This window comes from Fodinibius salicampi, assembly GCF_039545095.1.
Lineage (GTDB): Bacteria > Bacteroidota > Rhodothermia > Balneolales > Balneolaceae > Fodinibius > Fodinibius salicampi.
The window spans coordinates 31,829-45,215 of record NZ_BAABRS010000005.1; the positions used below are offsets into that span (position 1 = coordinate 31,829).

The 13,387-nt window shown below is 44.7% G+C and carries 11 protein-coding genes and 1 tRNA gene; 7 read left to right on the forward strand and 5 right to left on the reverse strand.

Annotated elements, in window-relative coordinates:
• Positions 1-165 precede the first annotated feature (165 nt).
• The gene (locus ABEB05_RS15480) at positions 166-1,692 is read left to right on the forward strand and encodes a serine hydrolase domain-containing protein (protein ID WP_265791691.1); all 1,527 of its coding nucleotides are present in this window, start codon (positions 166-168) and stop codon (positions 1,690-1,692) included.
• 376 nt (positions 1,693-2,068) lie between these two features.
• The gene (locus ABEB05_RS15485) at positions 2,069-2,656 is read left to right on the forward strand and encodes a hypothetical protein (RefSeq protein WP_265791689.1); all 588 of its coding nucleotides are present in this window, start codon (positions 2,069-2,071) and stop codon (positions 2,654-2,656) included.
• Between the two features lie 528 nt (positions 2,657-3,184).
• On the opposite strand, the gene ABEB05_RS15490 is transcribed toward ABEB05_RS15485, so the two are convergent.
• A tRNA-Phe gene (locus tag ABEB05_RS15490) sits at positions 3,185-3,257 on the reverse strand.
• 71 nt (positions 3,258-3,328) lie between these two features.
• Positions 3,329-5,053, reverse strand: coding sequence for a single-stranded-DNA-specific exonuclease RecJ (gene recJ, locus ABEB05_RS15495; protein WP_265791688.1), 1,725 nt, complete (start codon positions 5,051-5,053; stop codon positions 3,329-3,331).
• Between the two features lie 390 nt (positions 5,054-5,443).
• On the opposite strand from recJ, the gene ABEB05_RS15500 reads away from it, so the two are divergent.
• The 5 genes from ABEB05_RS15500 (at position 5,444) to ABEB05_RS15520 (ending at position 11,094) form a co-directional block, all read left to right on the forward strand.
• Positions 5,444-6,613 (forward strand): Glu/Leu/Phe/Val dehydrogenase dimerization domain-containing protein, encoded by a 1,170-nt coding sequence (locus ABEB05_RS15500; protein ID WP_265791687.1) that lies wholly within the window; start codon positions 5,444-5,446, stop codon positions 6,611-6,613.
• A gap of 103 nt (positions 6,614-6,716) precedes the next feature.
• Complete coding sequence (gene hslO, locus ABEB05_RS15505; protein WP_265791686.1) at positions 6,717-7,622, forward strand: Hsp33 family molecular chaperone HslO; 906 nt, start codon at positions 6,717-6,719, stop codon at positions 7,620-7,622.
• Between the two features lie 6 nt (positions 7,623-7,628).
• Positions 7,629-8,882 (forward strand): NAD(P)/FAD-dependent oxidoreductase, encoded by a 1,254-nt coding sequence (locus ABEB05_RS15510; protein WP_265791685.1) that lies wholly within the window; start codon positions 7,629-7,631, stop codon positions 8,880-8,882.
• A gap of 105 nt (positions 8,883-8,987) precedes the next feature.
• Positions 8,988-9,812 (forward strand): hypothetical protein, encoded by an 825-nt coding sequence (locus ABEB05_RS15515; RefSeq protein WP_265791683.1) that lies wholly within the window; start codon positions 8,988-8,990, stop codon positions 9,810-9,812.
• Positions 9,813-9,954: 142 nt separating this feature from the next.
• Positions 9,955-11,094: a DmpA family aminopeptidase gene (locus ABEB05_RS15520; RefSeq protein WP_265791681.1), complete on the forward strand. Its 1,140-nt coding sequence runs from the start codon at positions 9,955-9,957 to the stop codon at positions 11,092-11,094.
• Between the two features lie 14 nt (positions 11,095-11,108).
• On the opposite strand, the gene ABEB05_RS15525 is transcribed toward ABEB05_RS15520, so the two are convergent.
• The 3 genes from ABEB05_RS15525 to ABEB05_RS15535 form a co-directional block, all read right to left on the reverse strand.
• A complete protein-coding gene (locus ABEB05_RS15525; protein WP_265791679.1) occupies positions 11,109-11,567 on the reverse strand; it encodes a HesB/IscA family protein in 459 nt (152 codons plus the stop codon).
• A gap of 14 nt (positions 11,568-11,581) precedes the next feature.
• Positions 11,582-12,271, reverse strand: coding sequence for an AlbA family DNA-binding domain-containing protein (locus ABEB05_RS15530; protein ID WP_265791678.1), 690 nt, complete (start codon positions 12,269-12,271; stop codon positions 11,582-11,584).
• A 97-nt stretch (positions 12,272-12,368) separates the two neighbouring features.
• Positions 12,369-13,379 carry an NAD(P)H-dependent glycerol-3-phosphate dehydrogenase gene (locus ABEB05_RS15535; RefSeq protein ID WP_265791676.1) on the reverse strand — a complete coding sequence of 337 codons (1,011 nt, stop codon included), beginning with the start codon at positions 13,377-13,379 and terminating at the stop codon, positions 12,369-12,371.
• Positions 13,380-13,387: the final 8 nt, after the last annotated feature.

Sequence of the window (13,387 nt, forward strand, 5' to 3'; positions counted from 1 at the left end):
TATTTATCAACTCAACATTCATTCGCGCGCAGCTTATGTGCAATGTCGTTATACTGCCATCTCAAATAGCGAAAACCCGTAACTATTTTCTCTAAAAGGAGTATATCATTATGATGATCTTTTAACTTTCTAAACCAATATCATAAGTCTTATAATTTCTCCTCCATGAGAAAAGTAATTTTTATTCCACTATTATTTCTTTCCATTCATTTTTCAGTATCAGGTCAAGAGACGTCAACATTTTATTGTCCGCCATGTGATTGCCAAGCTCATGAAACGAACCAAGAGTTCGATGAAAGCGGTACGTGCCCCTATTGTGGGATGAGGTTAATACAGGCTCAAAATATAGTTACCCCATCTATATCCTATCAACAGCTACTGGAATACGAAGGCAAATATGAATACGTCTCGGGCTCAACATTAAAAATTATGGCTTCATCAATGGATACCACGCTTTATGCAGTTATTAACAAGGCTAAATATCCGCTATCCCATGTTGAAGAAGATACCTTTTCCAATGTTGAAGATATTCCTGTGGTCTTTCAGAGAGATGATCAGGGTAATGTTAACGGCTATATAGTTAATGAACAATCTTTTGAATTGATTACAACTGATATTGAAAAATTGGTGATGTATCCTCGCAAAAAAATGTTTGATCATCCTGAGGATTATACCTATCAAACTCCCGAAAAAACAAATGATATCCTTGAACCCGGGAATATTAACGATGCCTTTGAACAGACAGAACTTATTAATAAAATGGTTAAAGAAACCATTAAAGGCGAATATCCCGATGTTCATAGTATTTTAATTTTCAAAGACAACAAGCTGGTGTTTGAAGAATATTTTTATGGATATGATAGAAATACGAGACATCAACTTCGGTCAGCAACAAAAGCGTTCATCGGTTCACTTGTAGGACTAGCAATAGAAACAGGCGCAATCGGTAGCGAGCACGATCCACTCTTGCCTTATTTTAAGGATGAATACAAGAGCTTTGAGCATATGAGCAAGCAAAAAAGAAGTATCACCATTCAAGACTTTTTAACCTATCGTCATGGCCTGGATTGTGAAAACAACAATCCGGAAAGTGCGGGGAATGAACAGCAAATGATGGAAAGTGCCGACTGGGTAAAATACACGCTCGATCTTCCAGTAGTTCATCAGCCTGGAGAATTATCATCTTATTGCACGGGAGCAGCAATAACCCTAGGACGACTTGTTGAGCTTGCAACTAACAAACCCGTGGAAGAGTTTGCTGAAGAACATCTTTTTAAGCCTATGGGTATCACCAATTACCATTGGCGGTTTGCCCCTGATTCCACAAGCCGACAAACGTTTAGCCAAATGTACCTTCAACCCCGAGATCTTGTTAAACTAGCAACAATGTATATGAATGGGGGTAAATGGCAGGGGAAACAAATTCTCCCTGAAAACTGGGTACGGAAAACATTTAAAGAATATACTTCCGAATTTGGCTACTTTTGGGAACACAAGTATTTTGTCATAGATGGTAAAAAATATAACTCCTACATGGCATCGGGTAATGGAGGTCAAAAAATAAATATTTGGCCCGATTACAATATGATCACCGTTTTTACTGGTGGAAGTTATAATTCCTATGAACTGTATGGAAAAAGCACTCCTCCAAATCAAATGATTCCGAAATATATATTACCCTCACTCGATTAAACTGGCAGTATATCCAAAAAGGAAAATATCAAGCAGATAATCCTCACCCAGCTATTCGTTTATTTATTTTTATAAATCCACGTTTCACACCTTTAGCTGGCAACCGGTTTTGGTGATCACGGGTCAGATTACCATACTTGCGTTAAAGGCCTACTACGCCAAAGTAGCAAAGCTACGTAGGCTGTAATGCTTTTCCGGACTTTTCTGAATCCTTCAGTCCATCTAATCGCTCGTTAACACGGTCCACAGCTCTTTCAACGGTATCCAGAAGTGCCGCTAGGTTAGATATCCTCCTAAAGATGCTTTTTTGCCATTATGGAACATAAAAGAGTCAAATACCTCTAAGTACATGAATTCGAATTAAATATCGGCAGTTATGAAGAAACAGTTACTAATTATTCCTTTTTTACTAATCATTTTTTCTAGCGTTAATATTAATAATGCAGAAGCTCAGGACGGCTTTTTCTCAAATGCCCAAACATTGCAAAAGGGAACATTTGCTATAGGCTTACAGCCGGTTATGCTAACGGCGCAGGACGATTTCATGTTTATCGGCCGAGCGTCATATGGAATTGCTCACGGTCTCACTGGCCACATAATGGCAGGTATTCAGGATGAAGAAACCTACGTAGATGCTCACTTTGAGAAAAATATAGCCTCTGAACCTGAAAGTAATTTATCAGTTGCACTGCTCGGCGGTGTATATTCTTATGGTGATGTAGGGCTGAAAACCGGTTTGAACATCAGTAAAAATTTTCACCCGGTCAGTATCTATACAGGGCTCAACTATCAACCGCTGTTCGCTTCCAGCCGAACAATCAACGCCTTACTTGTCCCCGTTGGTCTCGACTTTCACGTCAAAGAGGGAACGCTGGATTTAATGGTTGAAGGCGATATTCCTGTTAATGATGATGCCGAGTATCTTGAAGCAGTAACCTTTGGAGCTCGCATTTACCTGAACTAATTAACTAATACAGAAATCATATCGGCTTTATCCTGATATCTTCGGGAAAGGGATCTGTAGCCTTGATGGTATTGCGAGATACCCATCAAGGCTTACCCCTGTCCCGATACTCAGGATTTTTAAGCGGGGGCAATAAATACGATCTAGTTAAAGAGTTAAAAGCTCGTGGATACGTTGAATATCATATTGACGCCAACTCGTTGATGGAATAATTGTACCGCTAACCTCTTCAAAAATGAAAATATTAAGCAGGTAGTACTCACCACTTTCCAATTTAACCCATTTCCTTAAATTCTCGTTTCAAGCTTAAAGCCCCACTTTACGAAACTTGATGGCCACTGCCATCAAGATATCACCCTTAGATTACCTTCCCGTCCTTTTCTTTCTCCGAGATAGATAAATCTTCTTATGCTAACATACTCTCGTATCATAGAGAGTATACTCTCATTAGAATACTTGCCCACTCATTTACTCATTTCATCCAAAAACAAAAAAGCCCTGCAACTCAGGGAGTTGCAGGGCTTTGCGTGGGACCGGGCGGAATCGAACCGCCGACACCGCGATTTTCAGTCGCGTGCTCTACCGACTGAGCTACAGTCCCATCTAAGTCTCAATAAGAGTTGCCAAATATAAAATCTTTTCGGCTTTAAACAAAGAATTCAGGCGGATTTTCTAGGGATTTCCTTCTTCCGATTTCAAATCCCGAAGCCTGACTTGGAGGCTCCGCCGGCCGTTCCAGTAGTTCTCCTCCAGCGAGTAGGCAATATTCAGTTTTTGATCCTGCCCGTTTCGCACCACGGGCAGGTACTCATGCATGTTAAAGCCGATCACATCAAATACGCCCGAGCCGTTCTGTTTTACTTTCATCTTCAGGTGCCCCTTTCCTACGATGGTCGGCACGCCCACTACCTCCACGTCGCGGCTGACAAATATCGGCCTCAGGTTTTCCGGGCCGAAAGGCTCGAACTGGCTGAGTAGTTTCCAGAACCGCATATCGACCTTACTCAAGTCTAGTTCACAGTCTATTTTCAGTTCCGGTTTAAAATCCTCATCCGTGAGATTTTCTGAGGCGATTTTATTAATACGCTGCCGAAATTCCTCCAGGTTCTTTTCATCGATCGTCAGGCCAGCCGCGTATTTGTGTCCCCCAAACTGCTCGAGCAGATCTTCGCATTCCTTAAACGCGTCGTAGATATTAAATCCCTCGATGCTTCGGGCCGAACCTTTTATTTTACCGTCGACAGTGCTAAGCATTATGGCAGGTCGCCCGTATGTATCCACCAGCCGAGAGGCCACAATACCGATCACGCCCAGGTGCCAGTCGGGCTGATGCAGTACCATCGACGATATTTTGTCGAGATTATAATACTCGTCCACCATCGCCTTGGCTTCTTCCATCGTTTCACCGTCCTTCTCGCGCCGGGCAATATTGATGCTTTCCAACTCATGTGCCCGGGCCTTTGCCTCTTCTTTCGTGTCGGCTACCAGCAGCCGTACCGCCTTGCTGGCATCCCCCATCCGACCCGCCGCATTAATGCGGGGACCTACGGAAAAGACGATATTAGAAGTGGAGATCGATCCGATATCCAAATTAATAAGATCAAAAAGTGCTTTTAATCCTATCCGGGGATTATGGTTGATTTTTTTGAGTCCCTCGCGCATGAGGATGCGATTTTCGTCAATCATGGGGACGATATCAGAAGCAATGGAAATAGCTACCAGATCCAGAAACTTAAAGGGATGATCTTTAGCCAATCCCAGCCGGTCTACGGTTCCCTGCACCAGCTTGAATCCCACACCGGCCCCTGAAAGGCCGTCAAAGGGATAGGAACAATCTTCCCGCTTCGGATCAAGAACGGCAAGGGCCTCGGGAATACGGCTGTCAGAAACATTATGATGATCACAGATGATCAGGTCAATACCTTCCCGGCGTGCTTTTTTAGCTTCCTCAAAGGCCGTGATGCCGCAATCTACAGATACAATCAGGTCGGCATCGATATCCATGGCATACTGAATCCCCTCCGGGTTGATGCCGTAGCCTTCCTTAAAGCGATGCGGAATGTAAAAGTCCACATTTACTCCGAATTCTTCTAGAAAAAGGTATAAAATGGAAGAGGCAGTGGTACCATCCACATCATAGTCTCCATAGACCAGTACCCGCTGGCGTTTCCGGATAGCGGTTGCCAGACGTTCGGTGGCCGGCTCCATATCCTTCATCAAGAAAGGATCGTGAAGAGCATCTAAATCTGCGCGAAAATATGTTTTAGCTTCTTCGTAAGAGTCGATCCCCCGCAATGCAAGCAAATGAGCTACCTTTTCGGGTATCTTCAATTGCTCCTGAAGTGCAGGCACGATCTCCTCTTCGTCGGTTTTGGCGTAAACCCATCGAAAGGACATAGTTTTTGTTATTTGTTTTTTTCTTTTTTTGCATAAATAGCCAGTCGGCGATCAAACCGTAATGCTATGCTGCCTGCATGCTTTTATTTTGGCGCAGGCGTTTCCAATTACCTTTACTTAAAATACAATTTCACAGGTAAAATTCATCATCCAAAGTCGTTTCTCTTTTACTATTATTTTAAGGGGTCTGTTTCCACTTACCGGTGCAGTACTACTAAAATTGTGCGTTTTTTTGTATTTTACCTCACTTGCATTTTTAAGCGTTGAAGCCGCTGCTAATGCATAAAATTTATCGAATATCAGCCAATAAAAAATAAGAGTTGTTTTAGCGCCCTTCCTTTAGAGCTAGGCAGCTCTTTCCCAACTTTTTTGAATTAAAATTATATTGTCATGCAATCTACCACTATTGATAGAAAGAAAGACGCCGGAATTGATAAAGCCTTTCCGCTATTTGACAAGCTTCAGTCGCATGAGCATGAACAGGTAGTGATCTGCTCCGAGCCCGATATTGGCCTGAAAGCCATCATAGCCATCCACGATACTACGCTCGGTCCGGCACTCGGCGGGGTGCGGATGTGGCCCTATAACAATGAACAGGAAGCTATCCGCGATGTATTGCGCCTTTCCCGGGGAATGACGTACAAAGCATCTATATCGGGACTTAACCTGGGCGGCGGCAAGGCGGTTATCATCGGGGATTCCCGGAAGGATAAAAGCGAGCCGCTTTTCCGGGCCTTCGGCCGCTATGTAGAGAGTCTTGGCGGACGTTATATTACTGCGGAAGATGTGGGCATTGACGTCCAGAATATGGAATGGGTGCGCTCGGAAACTAAATATGTATCCGGACTGCCCAAGGCCATTGGAGGGGGCGGAGACCCTTCGCCTGTGACGGCATTCGGCGTGTATATGGGCATGAAGGCCTGTGCAAAAAAAGCTTACGGCTCCGATTCACTGGAAGGAAAACGCATTGCGGTACAGGGAGCCGGACATGTAAGTTCACACTTGGTACGTTCACTCAGTGAGGAAGGGGCCGAGCTCTATATCTGCGACATTTACGAAGACAAGGTAAATGCATTGGCCCGGGAAGTAAGCGCAGAGGTAGTAGATCCCGACGATATATATGGTCTCGATGTGGATATTTTTAGTCCCTGTGCCCTGGGCGGCGTTGTGAATGACGATACCATCCCCCATATGAAATGTGATATTATTGCCGGTGCTGCCAATAACGTATTGGATGAAGAGGAGCGGCACGGACAAATGTTGCTGGACCATAACATTCTCTATGCGCCCGACTATGTTATTAATGCCGGGGGACTTATTAATGTTGCCAGCGAACTGGAAGGGTACAATGAACAGCGGGCTCACGACCAGGCCGCCAAAATTTATGATACGATCCTGGATATCCTCAATTACTCCGAAGATAATAACACCCCTACTTTCAGGGCCTCAAATATACTCGCGGAAGAACGTATTGAAAAAGTGGGGAAAATCCACCAGGTATATACTTCCGACAGCAGCTTCTCGGGACGTATTGGCGAACTTTACAGCAACAATATTTAATATTCGACGCTTAAATTTTGTTATTTAATGAATGAAAGAAGATCCAAATTTTTGGATCTTCTTTTTTGTTGTACCTGTTGACAAATATTAATAATGATTTACTATGATTTCTAAAGAAGATTTTATTCATAAAGACCGCATCATTAAAGGCATCAGTGATGACGGCAGTATTAAAATTTCAGTTGTTAAAACAACAGATGTAGTAAAGACCGCCCGTAAAAAACATGGGCTTTCGCTGCTCAATACCGTATTATTGGGACGAGCCATGACCGGAACCATGCTTATGGCCTCCGAACTAAAGGGCGAAGAGCGCATCCAGATGCGCTTGGAAGGCAATGGGCCTGTACAACTATTAGTTGCCGAGGCGAACCGGGTCGGAGAGATCCGCGGCTATGCGCAAAAACCTCAGGCTGAACTTAATTACGAAAATCCCGATACCGATTTAAGCGACGGACTGGGTGTTGGACTGCTTTCGGTACGCAAGACCTTATACAACGAGGCCGAACCCCGCACCAGCAGTATTGAGTTGGTCAATGGTAATATAACCGACGATCTGGCTTACTATATGGTACAATCCGAGCAGGTTCCTTCAGCTGTTCTTCTGGATGTAGGTATGAACAAGGAGGGGGAAGTAACTGAAGCGGGCGGACTGCTGATCCAGCGGATGCCCGATGCACCCGAAGGAGCTATTGAACGGCTGCAGGAAAAGTTGCTTGATTTTGACTCCATCAGCAGCCTTTTTTCTGAGGACTATTATATTGATGATATCATGGAAAAAGCGATGGAACCCACAAAAGTTAAGGAACTTGATCGCCAGCCAGTTGATTTCTTTTGCCGGTGCTCAAGAAAACGCTTTGTGAGTGCCCTGGCCATGCTCGGCCCCGATGACCTGAAGGAAATGAAGGAAGAAGGACAGGAATTAGTATGCCATTTTTGCAATGAACAGTATCATGTAAGCCGGGAAGAGATTGAAGAGCTCTTTCAACAAACCAAAGCAAAAATGAACTAATCGACTATGTCCGATCACAAGCATGTGGTAATTGTCGGCGGTGGCTTTGGTGGTATTTCTGCTGCTAAAAAGCTTAAGAAAGCAGATGTGGATATCACCCTCATCGACCGCCATAATCATCACCTTTTCCAGCCCCTGCTTTACCAGGTAGCCACCGCGGCACTCTCCCCCGGCGATATTGCTACGCCCATCCGAGCGCTTTTAGGGCGGCGTGAAGGTCTGCAGGTTTTATTGGGATCCGTTACCAATGTCGAAAAAGAACAGCAGGTTGTAGAATTGGATAACGGTCGAAAAATAGATTTCGATTACCTGGTGCTTGCTCCCGGAGCACAATATAATTATTTCGGAAATGATGATTGGGAAAAGCATGCACCGGGACTCAAATCCATTGGCGACGCACTGCAGGTAAGGGAGCGGATTCTAATGTCCCTTGAAAAGGCCGAACAGCTGGATGACCCCAAGCTGCGGGAACCGTATTTAACCTACGTTATTATTGGAGGCGGACCCACGGGTGTAGAGATGGCCGGGGCTATTGCTGAAATTGCCAAGCGCAATATGATGCGTGATTACTCCACCTTCAGCAAAAACGAAACCCGCATATTCCTGGTGGAGGCAGCTCCCCGTATTCTCAATGGCTACCCGGAGTCTCTTGCTGAAAAAGCACGCGAAACCCTTGAAGATATGGGCGTACGGGTACTGCTCGATACTCCCGTTACGGATATAGGGGCCGATAAAGTTTCCTTTTCAGAGGGCACCATCGAAACCCCGAACATCATCTGGGCAGCCGGCGTGGCCGCTTCTCCCATGCTTTCCTCCCTGGATACGGAACAGGACCGTACGGGACGCGTGGTTGTAGGAGATGATCTCTCTATCCCCGACTTCGACAATATTTTTGTTATCGGCGATGCCGCCCATAAAAAGGATGAGGACGGTAATCCCCTACCCGCACTCGCACCGGTAGCGATGCAGCAGGGCGATTTTATTGGCAAGCTAATCCGTAATGAGTTGAAAAACAAAGAACGCCCTTCGTTTCATTTTACCGACAAAGGGACGATGGCAACTATCGGGCGGGCTAAAGCCGTGGCGGATATCCGGGGTTTTAAGTTCAGCGGATTTTTTGCGTGGATTCTCTGGTCGGTGGTTCACATCTTCTTTTTAATCGGCTTCCGCAATCGCTTCCGTGTATTTGTAGAGTGGATGTGGCATTACTTTACATTCAAAAGAGGAGTCAGACTCATAACGGACCGGTTTACGGAATAACTATACGGAATCATTTCTCGTAGAATTTATTGTAACATGCTTTATTGCTTAATGTTTTTATCTTAACATTACCTTAATAGGGATTATTAATTAATTTAAGACGGGATGAGTAGATATGATGAGCATGATATTAAAAAGATTCTGAATCGAGCCGCGAAACTACAACAAAGGGTATCGGATTCCGGACTGCCGTCGGGACATCATACTAAATTAACGCTCGAAGAAATCGAGGAGATTGCCCGAGAAGCTGGCGTTTCTGCTGATTTTGTACGGGCGGCTGCACTTGAATATGAAGGCATACCTGTTGAAGAACCCCTGTTTCTGGATACCGGCACCAACCAAGAATTAAAACTGATTGGTTACGCACGGGGCACGCTTAACAAAAAAACGTGGGCAGAACTCCGTTCTATCATCGAATATCACTTCGACTGTCCCGGAAAAGTCACGCGTCGTCCCGATGGTATTCACTGGAAAGCTCAACCTAAAGGGATATTAAAATTTCTGAATTCCAGGAAATCTCCGGAGGTCAAGCTTAAAACAACTCAAAACCAAACAACAATCACAATTTCAAAGAGTACAAAAACGGTTAATAAGCTCTATCTTCCGGCCTTCGCCTCATACCTTGCAGGGATGTTTTTTCTTGTTTTAATGTTTACAGGACAAATGGGCAATGATGCTCCTTTGGGAATCATCATGGCAGCTGTTTTCGGTAGCATTGGCGAACTTTTCAGGCGATGGGTTAGACTGAAAAAAGACAAGGAGAGAAATTCACTGAAAGATGTGATGCAACAGCTTCAAACCATCGTGACTCGTCGGTTTAAAACGTCCACCCTTACTACCGAATCTCCCGGAACACTAAATATTGAGCAGGAGAATAAAGAGGATGAAAAAGCCGCTGAACAAAAAAACAGGCGGCGTTCAGAACATTAAATTGAGACCAAGGAGCCATTCCCCAATCGTTTCATAAGCGGAGGGAATATTAAGGGTAAACAGCCGCAGGTATCAAGTCCTTTTGGAAATACACGAATTACCGTATTTCTTTTTATTTCGCTGATAATTAAATCAACTGTATATGAAAATATTTAAAATAGCAGTCTTTTTAGTTTTTATTGTCGGAATTTTGACAGCTTCAGCTCAAAACAAGAATCTGCGGGAATATGGCATCGAAATTGGAGTTCTTGATACCGGTCCCATGAACAGTATTACGGATGTTCGGGGCGTACAAGTCGGCCATCAAACCCTTATAAAAGAAGACCCTATTCGTACTGGTGTTACTGCTATTCTGCCCCATCCCGGTAATCTTTTTCAACAAAAAGTGCCGGCGGCCGTTCATATAGGCAACGGTTTTGGGAAACTGGCCGGATCTACCCAGATACAGGAACTGGGCAATCTTGAAACGCCAATAATTTTGACCAACACCTTAAGTGTTCCCACAGCAGCAGACGCGCTTATCGACTATACTTTTACATTCGATGATAATAACAACGTGCGTTCGGTAAATCCGGTAGTTGGAGAAACAAATGATGGCTACCTAAATAACATCCGCGGCAGGCATGTGAGTAAAGAAGATGTGCTGAAAGCCATCCGGTCAGCTGATTCCGGCAGGGTTTCTCAGGGTAATGTTGGAGCGGGTACCGGCACTATTGTCTTTGGATTCAAAGGTGGAATTGGCAGCTCATCACGCATAATTCCGGAAAGCCGGGGAGGTTATACCGTGGGCGTTCTTACACAAACTAATTTTGGCGGTGTATTGCAGATTACAGGCGTTCCTGTTGGAAAAGAACTGGGTAAATACTATTTGAGTGATCAGCTTAACGAATCCCCGGACGGATCTTGCATGATTATCGTAGCTACCGACGCGCCTCTGAGCGCCCATAATTTAGAGCGGTTGGCCAAACGCGCTATGCTGGGACTGGCAAAAACAGGAGGCATTTCCTCCAATGGGAGCGGCGATTATGTCATCGCTTTTTCTAGCGCAGAATCTGTCCGCATCCCGTACCATTCAAAAAACAGCATACAGAACCAACCGGAGATTAGAAATGAAGGGATGTCCCCGCTTTTTATGGCTGCTATTGAAGCCACAGAAGAAGCGATTGCCAATTCCCTTTTTCATGCGGAAACCATGACCGGACGCGATGGACACACCATTAATGCCCTGCCGGTTAAGCGCGTGATGGAAATTATGAAAGAATATGGAAGAGGGGAAGAATAAAAAATCCAGCACTACTACGTCGCGAAAGAACTCCCGCATCCACAGGTTTCGGTGGCATTGGGATTGTCAAAAGTAAACCCCCGGGCATCCAGCCCGTCCGGATAGTCCACTGAAATCCCCTTCAGGTACATCATGTGCTTGGGATCAACAATAATCTCAATCCCCTGGCTTACGATTACTTCATCCTCATCGGATTTGTGGTCGAACCCCAGCTTATAACTCAGTCCCGAGCAGCCACCACCTTCTACAGCAACACGCAGACACAGTTCACCCTCCAGTGATTCATCTTCCCGTATCTTACGAATTTGCCGAGCCGCGCGTTCGGTTAGCTGAACCGGTGGACCGTCAAAGGTTACATCCTCCGGTGTTTCTATACCCGCTAACGGCGAAGGTTCAGAACCATTATCAGCGTCGTCCTCATCAATAAGATCTGAAATTACATCATCTAAATTTTCTTCAGTATCAGCAGGCATTTCTTTCGTTTATCTTAAAATTGGCTTTCCGACTTCTGCGAAAAGGTAAAGTAATCAATATTGTCTTTCCTAAACAGGTTTAATATATCAGCACTCACCAGATTTACAAGCGTATCTGACGCCTGGGTTTGGGATATATCTGTCAAATGCGCAAACTTTTCAACGGTTATTTCTCCATATTCATTCAGATAGCGAAACAGGGCTTGCTCTTTTTTTCCGTATTCGAAAGTCACTCCTTCTTCGGAATGTCTATTTTCAATAATTTTAATGAGCTCCCTGCTCGCTACTTTATTACGATCTTTTTCACGCAAAAATACGATTTCATCTTCTTTTCCCTGCACAAATACCGGTTTCTGTAACGATTCAGGTACTTTGATCACAAGCAGATCCCGTTCGCCAAAATGGACGATCTCAATAATTATATCCACTTTAGGCCGGCAGAGTTCGGTCGCGGCTTTTCTAAGCAGGAACTCCTCTTCTTGGTAACCGCTAACACCAATTAAAGACCGGTCATCATCTACTCCTATCAGCAGCGTTCCCCCTTTGGTATTGGCAAATGCCGCTATTTCCCGGGCGATCTTAAATGCCGAGGGTATTGTTCGCTTGAACTCCAGGTAGGTACCTTCTCCGGTCTGGGCCAGGTTTTGAACATCCAGATAGTCCATTTCCGAAAGTGAAGCAATGCTGTGGTTGTCAGAGTACATAGCCAAAGGCGATTCGTTTTATTCTGTAACGAAAGTAACAGCTTAATATTAAGTATAGATGAATTATCACCAAATCTATATCTATACTGTAAGCCTTCTAAATGACAATCTCCTCCTTGGGATTTCGGGTCATCAATTCATACAGCACATCCTTAGGATCTTCTTCCTCAAACAATACGCTATATACAGCCTCAGTAATGGGCATTTCCACATTCAATTCTCTGCTCCATTCCAGTACCGAGCGGGTGGTTTTAACGCCTTCCGCTACCATATTCATCTGCGAGGTAATTTCATGCAGTTTTTTACCCTGACCGATATGATATCCTACAAACCGGTTCCGACTGTGCTCGCTGGTACAAGTAACCACAAGATCTCCCATGCCCGATAGGCCGGAAAAAGTATCCTGCGAGGCACCTAGCGTCATTCCAAGTCGCTTCATTTCATGAAGTCCACGCGTAATGAGCGCGGCCTTGGCATTATCGCCCAATTCCGCGCCATCAACAATACCGGCTGCAATAGCCATAATATTTTTTACAGCTGCTCCTACCTCTACGCCAATAATATCATAGTTCAGATATACCCGAAACATGGGTGTCAAAAAAGTTTCCTGAATAATCTCTGTGGTTCGCTTGGAATAGGAACTGGCCACAACGGTGGTAGGACGGAATTTACTGACCTCTTCGGCGTGGCTGGGTCCGGATATCACCCCGATATGGTCATCAATAATTTTGCCTTCCAGTACTTCTGAAAGTACTTGCGACATCGTTTTAAAGGTTTTGTTTTCTATCCCCTTAGCTACGCTGACAATAATTTCATTTCCCCTAAAAAAGGGCTTTACCTTTTGAGCCAGCTCACGCATTACGTGCGAAGGGGTCGCAAAAACCACCATTTCCGGGTCATCGAGGCACTCCTCCAAATCTGTATGGCAGCTGACAGAATCGGGAAGTGTTACATCGGTAAGATAAGAGGGGTTGCGGTGCTGTTTATTGATGCCATAGGCCACTTCTGACTCCCGGGCCCAAAGCTGTACCTTATTTCCCGCCCGGGCCAGCACTACTGAAAGGGCGGTACCAAAACTGCCCGCTCCAATAATCGTTATTTTTTTCACGGCGTTAT